Raw genomic sequence first — 24,308 nt, forward strand, 5'->3', positions numbered from 1 at the left:
GCGCCAACCTAGGGGATGAATGGATGCCGCTGGCGCTGATCGCCTTCGCCATGGTCGCGACGTTCATGACGCTGGTCATGACGAAGAGGCTCTCCGCGCTGCTTGCGCTGATGCTGATCCCGACGCTCTTTGCCCTGGCCGCCGGCTTTCATGCGGGGCTGGGCGAGATGATGCTCGATGGGATTCGCAGCCTGGCGCCCACCGGCGTGATGCTGCTTTTCGCCATTCTATATTTCGGGATCATGATGGATGCGGGGCTGTTCGACCCGCTGATCCGCGCGATCGTCGGCCTGGTGCACGGGGATCCGGTAAGGATCGCGCTCGGCACGGTCGCGCTCTGCCTGATCGTCAGCCTCGATGGCGACGGCACGACCGCCTATATGATCTGCATCGCCGCGTTGCTGCCGCTTTATCGGCACCTGCAGATGGACCGGCGCGTTCTCGCCTGCCTGCTGATCATGTCGAGCGCGGTGATGAACATCGCGCCCTGGGGCGGGCCCACCGTCCGCGCCGCAACTGCCCTGCATGTCGACGCGCGAGACGTCTTCGTGCCGCTTATTCCCGCAATGGTGGCGACGGCCGCATGGACCTTTTTCGCCGCGTGGCGGCTTGGACTGGGAGAGCGCCGGCGCCTGGCGGCCATGACGCCTGAACCCGACCGCGAAATCATCGAAGAGATCGTCGCGGAGGAAGCCGGTGGCGACCTGAGCCTGAAGCGGCCCAAGCTCTTCTGGGCAAATCTGGCATTGACTTGCACGCTCCTGGCGCTGCTGATCACCGGGGCGATCCCGCTGGTCCCGCTCTTCATGCTGGCCTTCGCCTTGGCGGCGATGATCAACTATCCGCAGCTCGACATGCAACGCGCGCGCATCGCGGCGCATGCGGGAAACGCGATGGGCACGGCGAGTCTGGTTTTCGCCGCCGGCGTGTTCACCGGCATCCTGTCGGGAACCAAGATGGTGGATGCGATGGCGGCTACGGTGCTGCAGATGATTCCGCCCTGGCTGGGTCCCTATATGGCCGGGATCGTGGCGCTGGTCAGCATCCCCTTTACGGTGCTGATCTCTAACGACGCCTTCTATTTCGGCATGCTTCCGGTGCTCAGCCAAACCGGCGGTATCTATGGTATAGCCCCTGTGGAGATGGCCCGTGCTTCGCTGGTGGGGCAGCAGATCCATCTCCTCAGCCCCCTTGTGGCTTCCACTTATTTGCTTGTCGGGCAGAGCGGCATCGATTTGGGCGATCATCAGCGCTTTACGTGGAAATGGGCGCTGGGTGCGTGCGGCATATTCATGCTGACGGGGTTCATCACGGGCGTCTTCCCGTTGCGGGGATGATGCCCTCATATCGAGGCCGAGGCCCGGTGCCGTCGGTCGCTCATAAGCGTGAATCTGCAATTTGTACTATTGACGTCAATAAAGCTATGTGGTGCACTCCGCGGCTACAGAAAACAATATACAGGGAGCGGTGGCGATGCGGATTGCGATACTGGCGCTGCTGGCGGGCGCGCTCGCCACGGGGAACTCCGATTACGGGCGCGGGGAGAAGGGGGTCGTGCCCACGCGCGCGCCGGTGCCGCCGTCCGAGTGCAAGGCTTACGCCGCCTATGACCGTGACATGGAGCTGCCCGGCTATCTGATCCGGACGTCGGCAGGCGAGCGGACCTGCGTGCCCTTCACTTCGGCGCGCTTCCAGCCTCCCAAGGACTATCGCGGCACCGACTATTATGTCGATGAATTCACCGACGCGAAGCTCCGCGAACGCTGGGAGACCTGCAAGAAGGACAAGTCGTGCCACGACCGCGTCTTCGAGCAGGTGATGAAGCGGCATCCGCCGAACCGCGAATACGCACTCGCGGACAAGCATGGGCGATTCCTGCTCGGCAAGATCGATGAGCGCGGCGGCGATACCGATCTCGCGACCGTGCGCCGCCCGGGCTTCTTTGCCCGCGCTCCGTATAGTGAACCGATCGCGGCGGTCGATGCCGACACGTCAATCGTCGAATTCACCGTTCCGGTGGAAGCCTATGAGCGGATCCACCGCAAGATGAGCGGGGATATCCGCATCCGCGGCTGGTACATCCGCGGCAAGGGAATCGATGACGGCAAGGGCGGCCGCAAGCGCGCCTTGATCATCCATAGCGGCGGCGGCGGCGACCGGATCGCGGCCATCGATGACCCGATGGACGTTGCCTATACAGTCGATCCCAAGACGGGCGTCACCATCCCCAATGACGATTGGCCCAATGCCACCACGGGCGTGCAGGGCCAGCGCAAGTGGCGCGCCGCATGGCGCGAATTGCACGATGCGGGCTTCGATGTCCTTGCGCTGGACCGGCGCGGCATCGGCATCTCGGGCGGGTATAGCGACACCAACACCCTGCAACAGGGCCGCGACCTGCTCGACGCCGTCGCGGCACTCCGTACCGGCAAGGGCATGCGCGTGCTCTCGCCCGATGGCAAGCTTACCAAGGGTATGGCTGCCGTGGCCGCGCTGCGGGGCGATGCACCCGGTCCGCTGCCAGTGATGTTCTCCGGTTCGTCGCGTGGCACGATGGCGAGCGGCTGGGCCATGACGATGAATTTCGACAAGGATTGCAGCTACGACCTGGCCAAGATCAGCTGCACCGCGCCGCGTCGGGATCCCACGGTCAAGGGCGCGATACTGACTGCGGAATTCTCGAGCGGCGTCGGCTATCTGCCGCGTGAGACCTCCCCGAAGGACGACGGCCGGGGCCCCGGACGCGACCGCGGCCTGTTCATCGGCGGCATCGAGATGGAGCACAACATCGTGTTCTTTCCCAGTTCGGCGATCCTTGCCAGCATGCATAAATGGCCGAGTATATTCCTGGCCCGTGGGCTCTGGTGCTACGCTGACTCCCTGGAGGGGTCGATCGACTCCTATGGACGCGTGAACGGACCCAAGGAGCTCGTCGTGGTGCGCGGGCCGCACCCGTTCGCGGTCTGGCCGGACGAGGAGCGCGCGCGCGTCGTCGAGCGGATGATCGCTTATGGTCGCGCCGTCACCTTCGGCCGGAAGAGCATTCCGGGCGGACGTCCATGGTCGGACATGAAGCAGCTCGTCGCCACCACCAGCGACGTGTGGGAACCCTCGACCAAGCCCACCGTGATCCCTTGAGCCTGCCCCGCGCCGCGGCTGAGCTCCGTCGGGGGAACGGCGCGGGCGCACCGATTCATCCAGTCAGGAGAGTGCAATGAAGTCCTGGAAACTGGCGAGCCTGATGCTCGCCCTTGCAACATCCAACGCGGCGATCGCCGACGACGATCCGCAGCCCCCCTTGCTGTATACGATGACCTCTTCGGTCACGCTGCCGGGAGGCGTGCCCGACTGGGACTATCTGCGGCTGGACCAGGACACCGGCCGGCTGTTTATCGCGCGACACGACGACGGCCTCACCGTCTACGACATCAAGACCGGCAAGCCCGTGCGCCAGGTGCCGGGCGGGCTGGGCGCCAACGGTCCGCTGACGCTCACCGACTATAATCGCGGCTATGTCGCGATGACCGACGGCACCGCGCTGATCTTCGACCTGAAGACCTTGGCGACGATCGCGCGGATCAAGCTCGATCCGGAAGGCGGCGAGATGAATGGCACGGTCTATGACCCCGCGAGCCGCCACGTGATCATGGCGACCGGACGGCGCCCGAAGACGAGCAGCTGGTTCGTGCTCGACGCGGCGACCGGCAAGCTGATCGCGCGCAAGGACTTCGATGCGATCAAGATGGACGATGCCGCGCCGGACGGAAAGGGCGCGATTTACGCACCGGTGCGCGATCAGCACACCATCCTGAAGCTGCGCTCGAGCGACCTGTCCGAAGAGAAGCGCCTTGACGTTGGGGCCTGTCAGCAGCCCGTCGCGGTGGAATATGTGCAGGAAGCCGGCCAGCTCTTCGTCGCGTGCCGGGGCGACAAGCCGGTTTTCATCGCTATCGATCCCAAGGACGGCAAGATCCTCACCACCATCCCGATCGGCCACGGCGTCGACGGCATGGCGATCGATGAGGCGCGCGGCCGTATCGTCACCAGTAACGGGATCGATGCGACGCTGACGGTGATCGGATTCGGACCCCAGGGTTTTCGCGCGCTGGGCACGGTTACGACGCAGCCCAACGCCCGAACCATGCAGATCGACCGCAAGACGGGGCGCTTGTTTCTGGTGACCGCAGATTGTACTATACCTGCCAATGGTACAAATGATGAAGAAGTAACCGAGCCGGCATTCCACCCGGGCACCTTTAGGGTGCTCACCTATACGCCGCGCTGAACCAAGGGAGGGACCGTCTCATGAACAAGCTTATCCTGGGCACATTGCTGGGCGCATTCGCTGTCGGGCTTTCGGTGGCGCCAATCGCGCCGGCGGCGGCGCAGGCCGAGCTGGAAGACGGTCCCAAGACTCTGATCATCCAGTACCGGGCGACCCTGGAGAATCGCGTGCCGTTCCGGCGCTACCTGACCGAGACGCTCGCGCCCAAGCTCAAGGCGATGCGCGCGCGCGGCGAATTGACCGACTTTCGAATGTTTTACAGTTGGTATCGCCAGCCGGCGGTGTGGGACGGGATGGTGATCCTGCGCTTCCCGAACTTCCGGGCGGTCGCTAAATGGAACGCCCTCGAGCGCACCACGCCCGGCGGGCTGGACGCGCGGGGACAGAAGCTCGGCGATCCGGTCGCGACCTATTCGGCCGATCTGTCCTGGGGAAAGAATGCCGACGACCTGCGCGAAGGCGAAGTCTATTATGTGATCCCCTATGAATATCGCGAAGCGGGCGAGTATCGCGACTATGTGAAGGGCTATGTGCTTCCGCAGTTCGACGGCTGGATCGATGCCGGCGCGATGACTGGCTACGAGCTCTATATGAACCGCTATTCGGTCGGCACGCCCTGGGATGCGCTGTTCATCCAGCACTATCGCGACATGGACGCCTTCGGTCAGCGGCAGAAGCTCACCGCCTCCACGCGCGACAAGCTGCGCGGCAATGCCGAATGGAAGGCATGGAGCGATAAGAAGGCGGGCATCCGTACCGAGACCGAGAATACCATCGCGGAGCTCGTCGCCCGCTGAGCCTGAGGTCCCCCCGGAGAGGGCGTCGGCTATGTACCGGCGCCCTTTTCCGTACTCTAGAAGGCGTAGATGAAGTTGAGCCGCAGCCGGTTCGCCCAGTCCCCGGGCGCGATGGCGCCGGTGTAGATCGGGTTCTTCAGCCGGTAGCGATAATAGGTGGCATTGAGCACGACGCGCGAGCGGGGCACGAAATCGACCGCAAGCGTGTGCTGGAGATAGTTGGTCGCGAGATCGGTATTGTCGTGACTGAACACTGCCAGCACGCCGTCGACGCCCATCTCGGCATAGCCATATTGGAAGCGCCAATCGCCTTTCTGCGCGGCGCGGCCGATGAAGATATCCGCGCCATAGCCGGTATCGTCGGAGACTGCCGCGCCGAGGTTGTGGACATAGTTGCCGACCAGCCGGATCGGCATCTTCGGACCCAGCCCCGAGAAGGTGATGCTGCCCACCGCATCGACGATCCGGAAATCGGACAGATAGCGTCCCCCGCTCAACAGGTTGCTGCGGAAATCGCCCGGATCCGCGTCGACCACGACCGGCAGCGCATAACCATAATAGGCACCCGCAAGCTCCACGTCCCATTGGGGCGCGAGCTTCGCCGAGATGCCGAGTTGGCCGCCGTCCATCGAGCTGTCCCGCCCGGCCGAGCTCTCATCGATGATGAAATGGAGCGCACTCGCGCGCAGCCGAACGCCCGGTGCGACCGGCGCGGAATAGATGGCGGCGAGACCCTGCGGATTGACGTCACCGTCCCATACCAGATCGGTGCGGATGAACGGATTGTCGAACTTGCCGGCGTAGAGATCGAGCCCGCCAAACGTGGCGCGGGCGAAGGCCTGGTCCACGCTGACCAGCAGGTCGTCGTCGAACTGCGTGAGGGTCAGGTCGGCGCTGTTGGGATCGTCGGGGTCGCCGGTGACGAGCCGCGCGCCCATGCTGAAATTCTTGTCGAAGGCATAGGTCGCGCGGAGGCGTCCGCGAACCACGCCGCGGCTGCGATCGTGGCGCCCGCTCTCGCCGAAATTCTCCTCGTAGCGCATGCGCAGATCGCCCGAGAACTGGAGCGGGCTGGTCGCGCTGCCGACGACAGTGGCCGGACGTCGGGCGGGTATGGCAGAATTGTCGACCGTTGCGCGCAATTGGATGTCGGCCGGGGGCAGATGCGCCGTCATCGACTGAGGCGGGTTCGCCTGGGGCGGCGTCGTGGCGGCGACGGTGCCGCCGCGCTCTAGCAGGCCGGTGAGCCCGGCGATCCGGGCATCCGTCTCGGCGCGCAGTTCGGCGATCTTGCGATCGGTTTCCGCGCGGAGGCGCTCGATTTCCGCACGCAGGTCCACCACGCCGGTTGCCGTTTGGGCATGTGCGGGGAGCGAGCACAAAGCGGTGCAGCAGATCAGAATCGATCGGCACATGCCGGTTTTTGATCTTTTCCGCATCCAATCCTCTCCATCGCCACGGCGCGTTTGACGTGATTTTAAATGGCATAATGTACTTTCGATGATAAAGAAGCAATTATGTTTGATACGAGAGCACAGTGCATTTCGGTGCAGATTCCACGCGGCATTCGCGGCGCGCTGATCGCCTGCCACCTCCTGCTGTCATGCGCAGCGCATGCCGATCCCGACGAGCAAGCACCGCAAAGGGAACTCGACTTGCGCTACATCACCGACCTGGTCGGCGTGGTCGACGGTGGTGTCGAGCGCGACGCTGCCTGGCTGGGGCGTCTCGATGTGGCCGTCCGCAGCGACGCGGACTTTCTGGGGATTCCGCGTGCCCATGCCTATCTCGACATGATGCTCGTGCATGGCCGTCGCTTTTCGCAAGAAATGGTCGGCGACGCGCAGGTGGTGAGCAATGTCGACGCGCCGTCGGTGCTGCGGCCATTCGAAGCGTGGGTCGAGGCGCCGTTGAACCGGACGACACGCCTGAAACTCGGCTATATCGATCTCAACAGCGAGTTCGATCTCCAGCCAGTCGGCGCGAGCTTTCTGAACAGCTCGTTCGGCATCGCGCCCGATTTTTCGCAGTCGGGCCAGAACGGACCGTCCATTTTTCCCGTGACCTCTCCCGGGGCGCTGCTCGCCGTCGAACATAAGGGATGGACGGTGCGCGTCGCCGCCTTCGACGCGGTCCCCGGCTATGTCGATCATCCATCCCGGTTCCTGCCCGGTCCCCCCGGGCGCGGCGGCGCGCTATTGGTCGCCGAGGCCGATGTCCGCATTGCGGGCGGCGAATTGCAACTGGGCGGGTGGGCCTATACGAACGGTTTTACACGCCTGGACAACCGCGGCAGCGGCGCCAGCCACGGCGCCTATGTCCAGTATGAGCACCGGCTGGTGGATAACGGCGAGGGGCGCGGTCTCGACGCCTGGGTTCGGGTCGGTCGCGCCGCCCCAGCGGTCAACGAGATCGGCACCTATCTCGGAGGCGGGCTGCGCTGGGGCACCGAGGGCAGTCATCTCGGTCTCGGGCTCGCCCATGCGCGGCGCGGCGACCCGGCGTTGCGCGCCGAACCCGGGCATCGCGCCGAGACAGCGATCGAGGCGACTGCCTTCCACCGGATCAACGATAGCTTCGCGGTCCAACCCGACCTGCAATATGTCCGGCACCCCGGATGGCGCGGAACACCCGACGCGCTCGTGCTGGGGGTGCGGCTGCATTTCAGTACGAGCTTAGGCCTGGGCGACGACCGGAGATGAGGTGCCAGGGATTCTCCTCGCCACCTTGGCGATCAGGGTCTGCGCGCCGTACTTGTTGGCCTCGGGCATCGGCTGGGATCCTGGCGCCGCGAGGTGAAATATCCTCCGGGCGGCCACATTGGCGATTTGTATATTTCCGGAAAGACGTCGCCAATCTCGGGCTGTGCAAGAGCGTGGGACAAGGAGGGCGCGGTGCTGAAGGTGCTGGTAGCGGAAGACGACGCGGAGACGCGCGACTATATCGAGCGCGGGCTCCGCGAACTCGGTCATGCGGTCAGCGCTGCCGCTGACGGACGCGACGTGCTGTTCCTCGCGACCAGCGAGCCGTTCGATGCGATCATCCTCGACCGCATGCTGCCGGGCCTGGACGGCATGACGATCCTGCGCTCCATCCGCGGCGCCGGCGTCGCTACCCCCGTGCTCATGCTGACTGCGCTGGCGAGAGTGGAAGACCGGGTCGAAGGGCTGGAGGCCGGTGCCGACGATTATCTCGTCAAGCCGTTCGCCTTCACCGAACTGACGGCGCGACTGAACGCACTGTCCCGCCGGCCTGCCGCCGTGGCCGCCGAGACGATGCTGCGAGCCGGCGATGTCGAGATGAACCTGCTGAAGCGCGAGGTGCGTCGCGCCGGCCAGCGTGTCGAGCTCCAGCCGCGGGAATTCGCGCTGCTCGAGGAACTGATGGTCAATGCCGGGCGCGTCGTCACCCGAACGATGCTGCTCGAGCGGGTATGGGATTTTCACTTCGATCCCAAGACCAACATCGTCGAAACGCATGTCAGTCGATTGCGCTCGAAATTGAATGCCGGCTTCGATCGCGATCCAATCCAGACCGTCCGCGGCTCTGGCTATCTGTTCGATACCGATGCCTAAGCTGCCGTCCTCCACTGCGTTTCGTTTCGCGGCATTCTACAGCCTGGCCTTCACGCTGCTCATCCTGGCGCTGGGCGCCGCAATGTACTGGGCGATCCGAAGCGAGCTTCGCTACGATCTCGACCAGCGTGTGACGACCGAGCGCGGCGCGGTGCTGCGTGAGGCGGCGGCCGGCGGACTGGCGCGCGTCGTCGCCGAGCGGGCGCGACACGAGCAAGGCGATATGCGCTACGCCTTGCTGGGCGCCTCGGGCCGGCTGCTGGCCGGCCGCCGGATAGTGCGGACGCCGTTGGCGGGCTGGGTCAAGATGGACTTCCTGAAGGACAATGGGGAGCCCGACGATACCCGGGCGTTCGTCTCGGCGACCGCCGATGGCGGGCTTCTGATCGTCGGCGCCGATCCCGAAGCGATCGAGGATCTGGACGAGCGCATGATACCGATGTTCGCGATCGCGTTCGGGCTGATCGCGGCAATCGGGATCGCGGGTGCGTTCCTGCTGAGCCGGGCACTGAGGCGGCGGCTCGATTCCATCAATCGCACGGCCCATGCGATCATCGGCGGCGACATGTCGCGGCGCATGAAGCTGACCGGCGGCGGCGACGAGTTCGATCGCCTCTCCGCGACGCTCAACCTGATGCTCGACCGCATCGCCGGGCTGCTCGACAATCTTCGCCAGGTTTCCGGCGATATCGCCCACGATTTGCGCACGCCGATCGCGCGGTTGCGGCAGAAGCTCGATCTTACGCTCGCGGCGGGCGGCGGCGAAGCCGAGCTGCGCGAAGCAATGCGGCATGCGATTGCGCAGACCGAAGACATGCTCGAGCTCTTTGCGGCAATTCTGAGCATCTCCGAAGTCGAAGCCGGCGGCGGCGCGCGCATGGCGCCGCTCGACCTGAGCGCGCTGATTGCCGACCTCGCCGACAGCTATCAGCCATCGGCCGAAGATAGCGGCCGCCAGCTGCTCCGCGACATCGCACCGAACGTGATGATCGACGGCAATCGCGAGCTGCTCGCGCAATTGATGGTCAATCTGCTCGACAATGCGCTGAATCATACCCCCAACGGCGCCGCGATCGGTATCAGTCTCGACGACGGGGAAGCGGTCACGCTGACGATCAGCGATGCCGGTCCCGGCATTCCGGAGACGGAGCGCGAGCGGGTATTCGCGCGCTTCACGCGGCTCGAGCGGAGTCGCACGACCCCGGGGCACGGCCTTGGCCTTGCCCTCGTTGCCGCGATCGTCAGGGCGCATGGAGGGTCGGTGACCCTCGAAGACAATCATCCCGGAGTGAAAGCCATGGTCACCTTCCCCCGGAGGCCGAATTGAATCGGTCCCTGCTTGCCCTACTCCTTGCGGGGAGCGCGCTTTCCGGCTGCGCAAGCTATCAGGCCGCGCCGCTGCCGACCGCGTCCGACATTCTTTCGGCGCCCGATCCGGCAATCCTGTCAGCCGATGCGGCCAAGATCGATCGGCCGTATCTGACCCCACAGCCGATCGATCTTTCGCGCCCGCTCACGCCCAACGCGCTGGCGGTGATTGCGGTCATCGAGAATCCGGACCTGAAGGCGCAGCGGACCAAGGCGGGCGTGACCGATGCCCAGGCCTTTGCCGCGCGGCTTCTGCCCGATCCGACCTTTGGCGCCAATTTCGACAAGCTCGTCTCGGGCGAGGATCCGCTCAATGCATTCGGCGCGCAGCTGGGCTTCGATCTGGGCGCGCTGCGTACCGCGCGGGTTACCCGCGAAGCGAGCGAGGCCGGCAAGCGGCAGGTGCGGCTCGATCTCGCCTGGGCCGAATGGCAGGCCGCCGGGCAGGCGAGGCTGATGGGCGTGCGCGTGCTCGCGCTGTCCGACCAGCTGGCTATCGCGAAAGAGAGCGCCGCATCCGCCGAGAAATTGTTCGGCGCGGCGCAGCGTGCGGTCGGGCGCGGCGACCTGGCTGCGAGCGAACTCGATGCGCGCCGCCAAGCCCTGCTCGACGCGACCGACAAAGTCCGCGTCGCCGAGCGCGAGCTATCGACGGCGCGGGGCGAACTGAACAAGGTACTCGGTCTTGCGCCGGACGTGCAACTGCGGCTGGCAGCACCCGCGCAGCCGGTGACGCCCCCCGACAGCCCGATATTGGTGGCGCAGGCGCTCGAGCGGCGGCTCGATCTCCAGGCGCTGCGGGCGGGGTATGGCGTGGCGGAAGCGGATCTGCACAAGGCGGTGCTTGACCAGTTCCCCAACCTGTCGCTGACGCTGGCCGGTGCCCGCGATACCGCCGACAATTGGACGGTCGGGCCCGCAGTCGGCTTCACCTTGCCGCTATGGAACCGCAATCGCGGGGGTATCGCCATCGCCAAGGCGACCCGCGAACAGCTCCGCGCCGAATATGATGCGCGCCTGTTTCAGACCCGCGCCGAAATCGATGCCGCTATTTCCGGCGTGGCAACCGCGCGTCGCCAACGCGCCGAACTGGTCGCGCAGATGCCAGCTCTGGAGCGCTACGCAGACGCGACAGCGCGTGCCGCGAAGCGCGGCGACTTGGCGCCCGCTGCCGCCGACACCGCCGCGCAAGCCCTGCGGGACCGCCACCTCGCGCTGCTCCAGTTGGACCAGCAGATCGCCGAACAAACCATCGCGCTCGAACTCCTGTCGGGCGGCCCCAGCGAAGGATGGACCCGATGAAGTCGCTCGCATTGCTTTCTCTGCTCCTTCTTGCCGGCTGTGGGGGCGCAGCTGAACCCGATGCCAATCCCGCGGAACCCGAACCGACCGCCCTGGTGCGGACAGGCACGGCCGAAACCGGTTCTTCGAGTGACGAGGTCACCGTCTACGGCGCGACCGAGGCGGGGCCGGGTGGCACCAGCGCGCTCGTTGCGTCCGCGGAGGCGATCGTTGCGTCCGTGGTCGCGCCGACGGGCACTTCGGTTGGCGCCGGCCAGACCGTGATCGTGCTGCGGCCAAGCCCTGCGACCCGGCTAGAGATCGCCAAGGCGGGCACCGATGCCGCGGCGGCGGCATCGGCATATCAGCGTGCGGTTCGCCTCCGTGCCGACGGACTTGTGAGCGACGCCGATGTCGAAACCGCGCGCGCCGCGGCGGCTACGGCCAATGCGACCCGCGCCAATCTCGGCATCACCGGCGGGAGGCTGGCACTCCGCGCGCCGCATGCGGGCACGGTCCAGAACCTTACCGCTAAGCCCGGCGATCAGGTCGCGGCAGGCACGACGCTGGCGACCATCAGCGCGCCGGGCGATCTGCGTGCGCGCTTCGGCGTCGAACCGGCGGTGGCGCAGCGCCTCCATTACGGACAGCCTATTGCGATCAGTGCTGTCGACGGGAGCGCACGGACGACCGTGTCCGTTGTCGGCATCGACCCGCAGGTAGATCCGACGACGCGACTGGCTTCGATTTATGTCCGGATACCGGCCGCCATGCATCTCGGCGCCGGCGAGCCGCTCCGCGCCACGCTCTCGGTCGGGGCGACTTCGAGCGGAATCACTATTCCCTATTCGGCTCTGCTCGATGACGGCGGGCGCAGCTACGTGTTCGTCGTCCGCGACGGCATTGCCAAGTCGCAGGATGTGTCCCCGGGCAATTCGTCGGGCGACCGCATCCAGATCCTCAAGGGACTTCAACCGGGTGACAAGGTCGTCACCGAGGGAGGTACCGCGCTCGAGGATGGCATGAAGGTCACCGAGCAGGGCTCGGGAGCAAAGAAGTGAGGGAGTTGCTCCAGCGCCACCGACGCTCGATCTGGCTCAGCGTCTTCCTGATCACCTTGGCAGGGCTGGTCGCCGCGACACGGCTTCCGGTAACGCTGTTTCCCCATATCGATTATCCGCGCGTCGTGGTCTCGATTGATGCAGGCGAGCGCGATGCGGGACAGATGGCCGCCGATATCACGCGGCCAGCGGAAATTGCCCTGCGCGAGATCCCGGGGGTTACGCAAATCCGCTCGACCACGAGCCGGGGCTCCGCCGAAGTCGCTTTGAGCTTCGACTGGGGCGACGATATGGTCGCGGCGACCTTGGCGACCCAGGGCGCGCTCGCGACGATCGCGCCGGACCTGCCGACCGGCACCCGCTTCAGTGTCCGACGCTCCGATCCCACGATCTTCCCGGTGCTCGGCATCTCGCTCACCTCCGCGAAGCGCGACGGCGTGGCGCTCCAGCAGATCGCCCAGCTCAAACTTCGTCCCGTTCTGTCGACCGTGCCCGGCGTGGCGGGTGTCGATGTCCTCGGAGGCTCGACACCGGAGATCGAAGTCGATGTGGATCCTGCGCGGCTGCAGACGCTTGGTCTGACGATCACCGATGTGTCGACCGCACTCGGCAGCGCCAATAGTGTCGCCGCGGTCGGGAAGATCGAGGACCGCCATCGGTTGTATCTGGCGCTGGTCGAGGACCGGTTGACCAGCGAGCGCGATATCGCCGCGATTCCGATCAAGGCCGGAAGCGCCGCCAGTGCCGGCGTCGCGACGCTGGGGCAAGTCGCCACGGTTCGCCGCGCACCTGCGCCGGCCTGGACCAAGGTCACCGCCGACGGCGCCGACGCCGTGCTCGTCAACATTCGCCAGACGCCGACTGCGGATGCGGTGAAGCTGGTCCAGAATGTCGACGAGCGGCTGAAGGCGGTTGCGCTGCCCGACGACGTCAAGGTCAGCGTCTTCTACGACCAGTCGGAGCTCGTGACGGGCGCGGCGAATTCGGTTCGCGACGCGATCCTGCTCGGTGCGGTGCTCGCCGGGCTTGTGCTCTTCCTTTTCCTCCGCAGCTGGCGGCTGATGGTGATCACCGCAGTGCTGTTGCCCGCGGTGCTCGCAGCAACCTGCCTCGCTTTGCTGGCGCTTCATATGAGTTTCAACATGATGACCTTGGGCGGCATGGCCGCGGCGGTGGGCCTGGTCGTCGATGACGCCGTGGTGATGCTCGAGCATCTGATGCGGCGATTGCAGGAAGCGAGGCCGGACGAAGCGCGTCCGTCGATGCTCGCGGCAGCGCGAGAGATGGCCAAGCCCTTGTTCGGATCGACCATGGCGACGATCGTGGTCTTCCTGCCGCTTGCCTTCATCTCGGGCGTGACCGGCGGCTTCTTCAAGGCGCTGGCGGTGACAATGACCGCGGCGCTGGTCGTGTCATTGCTCTATGCTCGTTTCGTCCTGCCGATCATCGCCGACCGTTGGCTGACCGAGAAGGACGCCATGGCGGCCGAGAAGGCCGACAAGTTCACCGGCGCGATCGGTCACCGCTACGAGCAGGGCGTGGCCCGCGCTTTCGCGCGGCCGGGGCTTTTCGCCGCGATAGGGGCGGGCGTGCTGATCATTGCCGGGGTGTTTGCCTGGAACAACCTCCAGTCCGGTTTCATGCCAGTGATGGACGAGGGCGGCTTCGTCCTCGACTATAAGGCAAAATCCGGCGCGGCGCTCTCGGACACCGACCGGTTGCTCCGCCAGGTCGAGAAGATCATCCGAGAGACCCCTGAGGTAACGGGCTATTCGCGGCGTACCGGCATCCAGCTGGGCGGCGGCCTGACCGAAGCCGACGAAGGCGATTTCTTCATCCGGCTGAGCTCGGGCGCGCGCCGCCCGATCGATGAAGTGATGACCGAGATCCGTGACAAGGCCACCGAGCAGGTGCCGGGTCTCGAGATCGAGACCGTACAGCTGATGGAGGATTTGATCGGCGATCTGACCGCTGTCCCCCAGCCTATCGAGGTAAAGCTGTTCGGCGACGACCAGGTCCAGCTTGCCGACGCGGCGGGCAAGGTAGCCGAGACGATCGGCAAGATCGAGGGCGTGGTCGAGGTGCAGGACGGCCTGCGCGTGGCGGGCGACGCGATCATCATCAAGGTCGACCGCGCCGCTGCCTCCTTGGCGGGGCTCGATCCCGGTGCCGTCGCGACCCAGGTCGAAACCCAGATCGGCGGCACCGTGGCGACGCAGATATTGTCCGGCGAGCAGGTGATCGACGTCCGTATCCGCTTGCCGCAGGAACTGCGTCAGCGCGCCGATGCGCTCAACGCGCTGACGATACGGGCGCCCGACGGGCGCGCGGTGCCGCTGCATGCGATCGCGGCTGTGAGCATCGCGGCTGGCCAACGCCAGATCACGCGCGAGGACCTCGCGCCCTTCATTCCGGTTACGGCGCGGCTCGAGGGCAAGGACCTTGGCACGGGCATGAAGGAAGTGCAGGCGGCGGTTGCGGGATTGAAGCTGCCCGCGACGATCCGCGTCGATTATGGCGGCCTCTATGCCCAGCAGAAGCAGTCCTTCAGCGATCTGACAACGGTGTTCATTGCAGCACTGCTGCTGTCGGCCCTGCTACTGACCCTGCTCTACGAGACCTGGGCGTTCACCGCAGCGGTGATCGCGACGGTGCTCCTTTCGACGACCTCGGTGTTCCTCGGCCTCTGGGTGACGGGCACCGAGCTCGATATCTCGGCGCTGATGGGGCTGACGATGGTGGTCGGCATGATCACCGAGCTCGCCATCTTCTATCTCGCCGAACTCGTGCCCGATGCACCCGTGACCGCTGCGAGCCTGCTCGAAGCGGGCAAGGCGCGGCTGCGGCCAATCGTGATGTCGGCATTGATCGCGATCCTGACCTTGCTCCCGCTCGCGCTGGGCATCGGACGCGGCTCGGGCCTCCAGCGGCCACTTGCGACCGCGATCATCTTCGGCCTACTGATCGGCGCGCCACTGGTGCTTACCCTGTTGCCGACATTCGTTCTGGTGCTGACGCGCCGGCGTACCAGGACGGAGAAGGTCGCCGACCCCGCGACAGCTTGATGCCCGACGCCGCGGCATGGAATGCAAGCAGGCGCTATTCCGCGTTCCGGCGCCGAGGACGGGTGTCACCAAGCGGTCGGGCGCCCTGAATCCTCAAGCTGCCTTCCTTGAGCCCGGTTTCCGCGAAGAGGTCAGGTTTGGCGATATGCTCGGTGAGGTCTTCACGACGCGCGTGAACGCGCCGATTAAGATGCCCGGTTCGAGGAAGGTGATGTCGTCGCCGAGGTCGTCGTTCATCTCGCTCATCGCGATCATCAGGATGGTCATGCCGGACCTCACTGTCGCCCGGCCTAGCCTGGAGGCGCTTTCGTCCGATACTGAAGATGCCGTGTATCTCGGCAGACGCGACGAGGACGCCGTGGCTATCAGGCACGCGATCGAGTTCCTTGTTCGATAAAGCACTGATTGGGCACGAACATCAGCCCGTAGAAATTCCGTGCACATACCGGCGCGCAGACGCCGGTCAGCTCGCGGAGGGCCCCAAGACGCCAGCCGGGCGGCTCCATCCTCGCGATTGCGGCCGAGAGCAGTAGCGGCTCTCGCTTAGAAAAAGGCGCTAGGATGTCAGGTTTCAGCGATATAGGCGTCTAGCAGATTAAAGGAGACGGACCGCACGATGCCGAGCTTGGCTGAGATGCTGGCGAAAGCCAGACGGGCCGTTCTCCGGCGCGGCGTTTCCGAAGAGGATGCAGATGAACTCGTGCAGGACGCTTTCCTGAAAGTTGAACAATATGAGCGTGTGCACACAGCGCGCTCGCAGGAGGCGTTGTTAGTGACCGCGGCGATCAACCTTTCCATCGATCGCGCCCGGCGCAGGGCGCGCGCGCCGTTCGTCGATCTCGACAACATTCATGGGATCGCCGACCGTACACCGGATCCTGCCCAAATCGTCGAGGAGCAGGCGCGGCTTCGGCACGCCGCGGACGGGCTTGCCCAGCTTCCCGAGCGTACGCGTCGCATCCTGCTCAAGCGCCGGCTCGAGGATCTCAGCTATGCCGAGATCGCGGCCTCGGAGGAGATGTCGGTCGCGGCGGTCGAGAAACAGGTTGCGCGGGCGACGCTGCAACTGATGCAATGGATGTCCGAGTGGTGAGCCACCATACGCCCGAGCAGTGGCGCATCGATGCCGAGGCGGCCGCCTGGATCGCCCGGCTGCAGTCGTCCGATCGCTGCGATGCCACAGACGATGCGCTACGCGCCTGGCTCCATGCCGATAGCGCGCACGAGCAGGCGTTCGAGCGGGCTACGGAGATATGGGGCATCCTGCCCGGCGCCGCATTGGTCGCGGCAAATGGGGCGGGGACGCCTTCGGTCCGGTCCGCGATGCAGCGTCCGGCGCGTAGCTTGCGGCCACCGCCCGCATGGGGCCTGGCACTTGCGGCCTGTCTGTTGCTGGTGGTTCTAGGCGGCGGCGCGAGCTGGTGGATGACGAATCGGTCGCTCGGCTATTCGACCCAGTTGGGCGAGCAGAAAGTCGCGACGCTCAAGGACGGGACCCGGATCGCGCTCAATAGCGATACCGCGCTCGCGATTGACTATGAGGACGATTTCCGGCGCGTGCGTCTTGATCGCGGCGAGGCGATGTTCGAAGTCGCGCCCAATGCGCACCGTCCTTTCATCGTGACGGCCGGCGACCGGACGGTGCGCGCGGTGGGGACGAGCTTCATCGTGCGGCGGGCGGACGGCGGCGTCGTGGTGACGCTGATCGAAGGCAAGGTGGTGATCAATCAGATCGGGGCGGCCAGATCGCAGCCGGTCGATGCGCCTACGATGCTGCGCGCGGGGGAACGGCTGACGATTACACCCGATGCGCCATCGTTGATTGACCAGCCTTCGATGGAGGCGGCCACGGCATGGCGCCGGGGGCAGGCGGTGTTCACCGACGTGCCGCTGTCGACCGCCGTCGGTGAGCTCAACCGCTATGGCGGTCCGCGCATTACCATCGGTGATCCCCGGCTGGCGTCGCTGCGCGTGTCAGGCGTGTTCGCGACTAATGACACCGCTGAATTCGCATCCGCCATCGCGGCGCTGCACGGTCTGCATGTGCAGCAGGTCGGCGGCGAATTGCGGATTATCCGCTAAGGCTGCATCATTAAATTACGCCGCAGCGCCCCGCCAGTGGACATAAAAAACCACGGTTAACTGCGAATTACATTTTTATTGCCGGCGCATGTCGGTTTCGTGTTGCCGCATCGTCTAGGACTTGAGGGGCCGCGATCCGCGCGATTTCTCAGGGGGGAAATCGATGGTATCGAAAGTTTCGCTGACGGCGTACGCGCTCGCAAGCTGCGTTGTTGCCGTTCCGCTGGCGGCGCATGCACAGGCAAGTTTCTCGTTCGACATTCCGACGCAATCGCTCGAAAAATCGCTCCGCGCCGTGGCGTCCCAGACCGGCTCGAACATCGTGTTTTCGGAGGCCGCCGTACGGGGCAAGGCGGCACCGGCACTGCACGGCGAATTCAGCACCGTCGATGCCTATCGCAAGCTTCTTCAGGGCAGCGGGCTAGCGCTAAGCGTCACCGGCGGCGGCTCGTACGTCGTCGGTACGCCGCAATCGGGCGGAACGCCTACGCCGGTTGCGACGACTGGCGGCTCGGGCGCGATCATCGGCCATGTCGCGCGCGCAGACGGCGATCGGAACATCGCCGGTGCGTTGGTTCGCATCGTCGAAACGGGCCAGGCCACGAGCGCCGACGATTCGGGCAACTTCAGATTTCCGGACCTGCGCGCCGGGCAATACACGCTCGAAATCTCGTTCCTGGGTTTCGAGCCGCTGAGCCAGACGATCCTGGTTCCCCCTGGCGATACCGCCAGCATCGACCTCGCGCTCGCCCAGCCGGGCGGGCCGGGTGCCGAAATCGTCGTCTACGGTTCGCGCAGCGCGCGCGCCAACGCACTCAACCTCCAGCGCACCGCCGAGAATAATTCCGAAGTCGTCTCCGCCGACGACCTTGGTAACTTCACCGGGACCACCTTTGCCGATGCGCTGCGCCGCACTTCGGGCGTCTCGTTCCAGCGCGACACCGTGACCGGCGACGGCACCAACGTGATCGTGCGCGGGCTCGATCCCGACATGAACAACGTCAAGCTGAACGGGCTGCAGCTCCCCGTGGGCAACGGCACCGGCCGCTCGGCCGATCTCAGCAATTTGCTTGCCGATTCGGTGAGCAAGATCACGATCAGCAAGAGCCTTCTGCCCAGCCAGGACAGCGCCGGCACCGGCGGCCTGATCGAGATCGAGACGCTGTCGCCGCTCAACCGGCCGCATCGATATGCCAGTTTTCAGGTCGAGGGCGGACTGAGCGGGAAGGATTTCAGCAAGGACTTCCTGGTCTCGGGCACCGTCGCCGGCAAGTTCGGTGCGCAGGACAATTTCGGACTGAGCGCTTCGGTCCAGTATCGCCGCAACTCGGTGCGCAACGTCTCGTACAACACTGTTACCAAGTTCGGCGCGTTCCTGCCGAACGCAGCGAACGGCACGCCGACACTGACCGCGGGCGACGCGGTCGATCCGAACGCGACATTTCCGTTCGTGGCCGGGGACGACGGTGCCTATGTCACCCAGCTTTTTACCAGCTTCAACCATGTGAAGCAGTCGACCTTGGCGGCAACGGTCTCTGCCGAATGGCAGATCGGCAACCACACCAACCTGAAGTTCGATTTCCAGCACGCCCAGGCCAATCGAACCACCTATTCGATGACCGACAGCTTTACCGCGCTCAGCAAATATTCGGACGTGCCCGGCGGCCAGGCGGTCTCGGCACTGCATCTGGATCTGACGCCCGGCAATCTCGCGATCCAGCGCGAGCAGGCCTATGGCTATGACCCCGACGCGAAGACGATCACCGATACCTACAGCTTTTCGGGCAAGAGCACGGCGGGCAAGCTGACCTTCAACTATCTCGCCGGCTACGCCCATGGCAGCGAGGATCACGACCGCAACAGCTCGCTCGATCTGCGCATGCCGGACAGCGATGCAAGTGCGGGCCTGTTCCAGCCGGGCGCCACCGATGCCAGTCTCGGCTATATCATCACGCCTTTCGGCCGGCGCAGCGGGGATGCGATTCCGATCCCGATGCTCAGCACCGCCGGCTGGGCGCTGATCAACGATCCCTCGCTCTACACGATCCAGAACGGCACTGGCGGGATCGACACCACCACCGGGAGCAACAACCGCTACACGGGCGAAGTCAGTCTGCGCTGGGACATGAACTGGGGATTCCTGAAGTACGTCCAGTTCGGCGGGCGCTATGAGCGCACCGAGTTCAAGCACGATCTGCGCCGCACCCAGTTCGGCGGGAATGCGTCCATCGCCTCGCTGGGCCTGCCCTTCTCGCCGACCGATCTCAGCCGCGTGGGCGTAACCGGCGCGAACTTCACCGCAATGAGTGAAGGTACCGCAATTGGCTTCTTCAACAATATGGGCGACTATCTCGCCAGATACCCCCAGTTCACGCTCGCGCCGATCGCCCCGGCAATCGGCCAGGACAAGCAGGCAACGCGCGAGGACAATTACGCCGCCTATGTCCAGAGCCAGCTGCAGTTCGGCAAGCTCGAGGTGATCGGTGGCCTGCGCTACAACCGCACCGACCTGCAGGCCACGAACCTGGTGTTCCCCACCTATATCGGCCCGATCCTGCCCGAGAATGGGGGCGGCTTCGGTAACGATCCGATTTTCCAGAACCAGTTCAGCAGGCTAGTGACAGAGAAGGCGAAGTCCGAGGACTTCCTGCCGCGCGTGCTGTTCAACTTCCGCCAGACGGACAATCTGATCTTCCGCGGCGGCTATTTCCTGTCGGTCGCCCGACCGCAGATCAACGACCTGTCGCAGCAGACACGGATCAGCTTCATCAACATTCCGATCCCGGGTCCGAACGGCGTGCAACCGGTCCTGCAGATCAGTTCGGGCAATCCGAACCTGAAGCAGGCCACCACGCATAATTTCGACTTGAGCGCCGAATATTATCACAAGATCGGCATCATCAAGCTGGGCGGCTTCTACAAGCGGATCACCAACCTGCTCCAGGCCAACCAGACCAACGGTCCGGCCAACCTGGCGAATGTGACGCTGCCCGACAGCCCTTATTTCCAGGGGCCGCCTTATTTCGATCCGGCGCATCCGGAGAATTATTTCATCAACGGCGGCTCGCCGATCAACAGCAAGCATCCGGCGATCATCTGGGGCATCGAGGGCCGGTTCGAGCGGCAGTTCGATTTCTTGCCGGGTGCGCTTGGCGGCCTGGGCGTAATCGCCAACTACACCTACACGCACAGCAGCCGCTATCAACAGTATAGCTGGGCCTATGCCCCGGCGGGCCAGAGCAGCATCTATGAATTCTCTGGCCTGCCGTTCAACCAGCAGCCCAAGCATTCCGGCACGCTAGCGTTGACTTACAACAAATACGGGTTCGACGGCACGCTGGCCTATAGTTTCCAGTCTAAGACGCTGGACAATTTCTATCCGCGCGGCCTCTCGGTTTATAACCAGGATGTCCAGACGCTCGATCTGCGAGGCGAATATTATCTCGATCGTGCCCGGAAATACCGAATCTACATCGAGGGATCGGATCTGCTCAAGGGCAGCGAGACGCCCGACGTCCAGCAGCTGATCGCCGACTATTACACCCGCGCTACCTATCTCGGTGGGCGCAAGTTCAAAATCGGCGCCGCCGCGATTTTCTGAGGCGGCCGATCCGGCGGCCGTGTTCCGGCCGGTTCCCTTTGTCCCGCGGGAACCGGCCCTTTACTCCAAGGAAGAACTCCCAATGAAGTCCATGAAGCTGCTCCTCGCATCGGCGGCGATCGCCCTCGCCGCCGCGCAACCCGTCCGCGCGCAGGAGGTGGTGCCCTATGAGCAGTTCACCCTGGCCAATGGCCTCCGCGTCGTTGTGCACGAGGATCACAAGACGCCCAAGGTGGCGTTCACCGTCTGGTACCATGTGGGATCGATGAACGAGCCCGCCGGAAAGTCCGGTTTCGCGCATCTCTACGAGCATCTGATGTTCAACGGCTCCGAACATCACGACAAGGAATATATGCCGCCGCTCCAGGAGATCGGCGTGTCGAGCGTCAACGGCGCGACTTCGCTCGACCAGACCTATTATTACGAGATCGTGCCGACCGGCGGACTCGAGCGCGTGCTGTGGCTGGAATCGGACCGCATGGGTTACCTGCTAGGCGCGATCACTCAGGCCAAGCTCGACGAGCAGCGCAAGGTCGTCCAGAACGAGAAGCGCACGGGCGAGAACCAGCCTTATGCGGCGATGAATGATCTCGAGGCGGAGGGCATCTTCCCGTCCAACCATCCCTATTACCACTCGACCATCGGATCGATGGCCGACCTGAACGCCGCCTCGCTCGAGGACGTGAAGGACTGGTTCCGCAAATATTATGGCGCAGCCAACGCGGTCGTCACGCTCAGCGGCGACGTCACTGTCGCGCAGGCGAAGATGCTGATGGAGAAGTATTTCGGCAGCATCCCCGCGGGCCCGCCCACCGGCCGAATCAAGGCCTGGGTGCCGACGCTCCCGGTCGACAAGAGCGAAGTGATGCAGGACGACGTGCCGCAGACCGCAATCGCCTGGAACTGGCCGGTCCCGGGCAACGGAACCGTTGAAGCGCCGGCGCTGCGCATGGCGGCCTATGTGCTCGGCCGCGGCAAGACCTCGCGGCTCTACCAGGCACTGGTTCGCGACCAGCAGATCGCAAGCTCGGCGACCGCCAGCTATGACAGCTTCGCAATCGCCGGCACTTTTTCAGTTGATGTTCGGCTGAAGGACGGCGTCGACCGCACCAAGGCTGAGGCGGCGATCAAGCAAGTGCTTGCCGATTTCATGAAGACCGGCCCAACCGAGGACGAGCTCAAGCGCGCCAAGATCGGCTCCTATGGCGATAATGCGCGCTCGATGGAGTCGATCTTCGTCAAGGCGATGGCGCTGACCGCAGGCACGATGTTTGCCGACAATCCCGGCCAATATGCCGAGGACGAACGCCGTTTCGGCACCGTCACCAATGCCGATGTGCGCGGCGCGACCGGCAACTGGCTCGCCAAGGGCTCGTACCGTCTGACCGTATTGCCCTTCGGCAGCCACAAGACCGGCGTCGACACTGCGGACCGCGGCCAGATCCCGGCGCTGGGGGCATCGCCGTCGCTGACGCTGCCGACGGTGCACGAGGCGAAGCTCTCGAACGGCATCCGCGTCGTGCTGTCCGAGCGCCCCGGCACGCCGACCGTCGAGATGGCGGTGGTGTTCGACGCCGGCCATGCCGCCGAGCAGAACATGAAGAAGGGCCTCGGCGGCTTCACGCTGGGCATGATGGACGAAGGCACCAAGACGCTCGACGCGCGGGCCTTTGCCGAGCGCCAGGCGATGGTCGGCACGCGCATCTACGCCTATGGCGACAGTGACACGACCGACTTTGCGCTTTCCGCGCTCACCCGCGCGCTGCCCGAGTCCGTGGCGCTCTGGGCGGACTATATCCGCAACCCGGGCTTTCGCCCCGAGGACCTGGAGCGCGATCGCGCGCTGAACCTCTCGAACCTGTCGCAGTCGCTGGTCAATCCGGGCGAGATGGCCCAGCGCACCTTTAACAACCTGCTCTACGGCAAGGACCATGCCTATGGCACGACGCTGGCAGGACGTGCGGAGACGCTGAAGTCGATCACGCGCGACGATTTGGTCGCGTTCCACGAGAGCTGGATCCGCCCCGACAATGCCGTGATCTATGCATCGGGCAGCACGACGATGTCGGTGCTGGTCGCGGCCCTCGAAAAGGGGTTCGGCGACTGGAAGGCGTCCGCACGCCCAAAGGGCGTGAAGACGCTCGATCCGATCGCCCCGCAAAAAGCGGCGCGGATCATCCTGATCGACAGGCCCGGCGCCATCCAGTCGATGATCCGTGTCGGCGAGACCATGCCGACGGGCCTTGATGCGCATGATTTCGAGCTAGGCGCGCTGAATGATGTGCTAGGTGGCGCCTTCACATCGCGCCTCAACATGAATTTGCGCGAGGACAAGGGCTGGTCGTACGGGGTCAACAGCTTCATCGCCGATGCGCGGGGCCCGCAGGCCTTCGGCGTCGCGACCAGCGTTCAGACCGATAAGACCGCGGAATCGCTAGCGGAGATCAGCAAGGAGATTCACGCGATCCAGAAGACCAAGCCGGCAAGCCAGGCCGAGCTCGAACTGCTTGCCAAGGGCCAAGTGCTGGCGCTGCCCGGCCAGTTCGAAACGAACCAGGCCATGGTTGGCTATCTCCAGTATGTGAACCGCTTCGCGAAACCGTATGATTATATCACGACGCTGCCGAGCCAATATGCCGGACTGCGCCCGGAGACGATCACGACCGCGGCGAACACGCTGCTCCATCCCGACGCGCTGACCTGGGTCGTGGTGGGCGACCTTTCCAAGACCGAAGCGAAGGTCCGCGCACTCAACTTGGGCGCGGTCGAGGTCTGGGATGCAGAGGGTCGCAAACTCCGCTGACCGAAGAAGGTCCGGCGCGCCCCGATTGGTCCTGGAAGCGCGCCGGGCGGTTCAACGTCTCAATTGCAGCGGTCGCTTCTGGCGCTCGCCGTTGCAGGCGCTATTGGCCGTGACCGGGGTGAGGCTCCTGGCCTGGACCGCCGCCCCGAACTGGGTTCCGGCCCGTATACGGTAGGGTGGACTGAGTTTCTCAACGCTTGTGAATATCTGCTTGAAGCAGACGATCCTCGTCTTCGTATCGAGGCGGGGCCGTTGCCTCTCCAGCGTCAAGACAAATGAGGAGCAGCGAATTCCGATAGACAGGTAGGCCCAACGGGCAGAATGGCGCGGTCTTCCATTTCGCACGTTTGACGATTTCCCAGCTCAGTGCGGCCATGACGCTTTCACAGC

At 64.8% G+C, this 24,308-nt stretch carries 16 protein-coding genes; 14 read left to right on the forward strand and 2 right to left on the reverse strand.

The window, feature by feature from the left end; all coding sequences use genetic code 11:
• Positions 1–23 precede the first annotated feature (23 nt).
• From IAG41_RS15305 to IAG41_RS15320, 4 genes are all read left to right on the forward strand, one after another.
• Positions 24–1,337, forward strand: a complete 1,314-nt coding sequence (locus IAG41_RS15305; RefSeq protein ID WP_187729512.1) for a CitMHS family transporter — start codon at positions 24–26, stop codon at positions 1,335–1,337.
• Between the two features lie 136 nt (positions 1,338–1,473).
• Positions 1,474–3,138: a hypothetical protein gene (locus tag IAG41_RS15310; protein WP_187729513.1), complete on the forward strand. Its 1,665-nt coding sequence runs from the start codon at positions 1,474–1,476 to the stop codon at positions 3,136–3,138.
• 76 nt (positions 3,139–3,214) lie between these two features.
• Positions 3,215–4,285 carry a YncE family protein gene (locus tag IAG41_RS15315; RefSeq protein WP_187729514.1) on the forward strand — a complete coding sequence of 357 codons (1,071 nt, stop codon included), beginning with the start codon at positions 3,215–3,217 and terminating at the stop codon, positions 4,283–4,285.
• 20 nt (positions 4,286–4,305) lie between these two features.
• Positions 4,306–5,082, forward strand: a complete 777-nt coding sequence (locus tag IAG41_RS15320) for a transcription elongation factor SPT4 (RefSeq protein ID WP_187729515.1) — start codon at positions 4,306–4,308, stop codon at positions 5,080–5,082.
• A 56-nt stretch (positions 5,083–5,138) separates the two neighbouring features.
• On the opposite strand, the gene IAG41_RS15325 is transcribed toward IAG41_RS15320, so the two are convergent.
• On the reverse strand, positions 5,139–6,497 hold the full coding sequence (locus tag IAG41_RS15325; RefSeq protein WP_187729516.1) for a putative porin: 1,359 nt from the start codon (positions 6,495–6,497) through the stop codon (positions 5,139–5,141).
• 132 nt (positions 6,498–6,629) lie between these two features.
• On the opposite strand from IAG41_RS15325, the gene IAG41_RS15330 reads away from it, so the two are divergent.
• The 6 genes from IAG41_RS15330 (at position 6,630) to IAG41_RS15355 (ending at position 15,432) form a co-directional block, all read left to right on the forward strand.
• A complete protein-coding gene (locus IAG41_RS15330) occupies positions 6,630–7,784 on the forward strand; it encodes a carbohydrate porin (protein WP_187729517.1) in 1,155 nt (384 codons plus the stop codon).
• 195 nt (positions 7,785–7,979) lie between these two features.
• Positions 7,980–8,657 (forward strand): response regulator transcription factor, encoded by a 678-nt coding sequence (locus IAG41_RS15335; protein WP_187729699.1) that lies wholly within the window; start codon positions 7,980–7,982, stop codon positions 8,655–8,657.
• Entirely contained in the window at positions 8,650–9,984 is a 1,335-nt protein-coding gene (locus IAG41_RS15340; protein WP_187729518.1) for a sensor histidine kinase, read from the forward strand. The genes IAG41_RS15335 and IAG41_RS15340 overlap by 8 nt, the downstream gene beginning before the upstream one ends.
• The gene (locus IAG41_RS15345) at positions 9,981–11,327 is read left to right on the forward strand and encodes a TolC family protein (protein ID WP_187729519.1); all 1,347 of its coding nucleotides are present in this window, start codon (positions 9,981–9,983) and stop codon (positions 11,325–11,327) included. Before IAG41_RS15340 ends, IAG41_RS15345 begins: the two co-directional genes overlap by 4 nt.
• On the forward strand, positions 11,324–12,367 hold the full coding sequence (locus IAG41_RS15350; protein ID WP_187729520.1) for an efflux RND transporter periplasmic adaptor subunit: 1,044 nt from the start codon (positions 11,324–11,326) through the stop codon (positions 12,365–12,367). Before IAG41_RS15345 ends, IAG41_RS15350 begins: the two co-directional genes overlap by 4 nt.
• Positions 12,364–15,432, forward strand: coding sequence for an efflux RND transporter permease subunit (locus IAG41_RS15355; protein ID WP_187729521.1), 3,069 nt, complete (start codon positions 12,364–12,366; stop codon positions 15,430–15,432). Before IAG41_RS15350 ends, IAG41_RS15355 begins: the two co-directional genes overlap by 4 nt.
• A 93-nt stretch (positions 15,433–15,525) precedes the next feature.
• Here the strand turns inward: IAG41_RS15355 and IAG41_RS15360 are convergent, their stop codons facing one another.
• On the reverse strand, positions 15,526–15,699 hold the full coding sequence (locus IAG41_RS15360) for a hypothetical protein (protein WP_187729522.1): 174 nt from the start codon (positions 15,697–15,699) through the stop codon (positions 15,526–15,528).
• A gap of 367 nt (positions 15,700–16,066) precedes the next feature.
• Here IAG41_RS15360 and IAG41_RS15365 point away from each other — a divergent pair, with 367 nt between their 5' ends.
• The 4 genes from IAG41_RS15365 (at position 16,067) to IAG41_RS15380 (ending at position 23,918) form a co-directional block, all read left to right on the forward strand.
• Positions 16,067–16,525: an RNA polymerase sigma factor gene (locus tag IAG41_RS15365; protein WP_262408719.1), complete on the forward strand. Its 459-nt coding sequence runs from the start codon at positions 16,067–16,069 to the stop codon at positions 16,523–16,525.
• Complete coding sequence (locus IAG41_RS15370; RefSeq protein ID WP_187729524.1) at positions 16,522–17,514, forward strand: FecR family protein; 993 nt, start codon at positions 16,522–16,524, stop codon at positions 17,512–17,514. Before IAG41_RS15365 ends, IAG41_RS15370 begins: the two co-directional genes overlap by 4 nt.
• Before the next feature lie 163 nt (positions 17,515–17,677).
• Positions 17,678–21,115 (forward strand): TonB-dependent receptor, encoded by a 3,438-nt coding sequence (locus IAG41_RS15375; RefSeq protein ID WP_187729525.1) that lies wholly within the window; start codon positions 17,678–17,680, stop codon positions 21,113–21,115.
• Positions 21,116–21,197: 82 nt separating this feature from the next.
• Positions 21,198–23,918, forward strand: a complete 2,721-nt coding sequence (locus IAG41_RS15380) for a M16 family metallopeptidase (protein WP_187729526.1) — start codon at positions 21,198–21,200, stop codon at positions 23,916–23,918.
• Positions 23,919–24,308: the final 390 nt, after the last annotated feature.

Origin of the sequence: Sphingomonas sp. JC676 (genome assembly GCF_014489075.1) — a bacterium.
Classification (GTDB): domain Bacteria; phylum Pseudomonadota; class Alphaproteobacteria; order Sphingomonadales; family Sphingomonadaceae; genus Sphingomonas.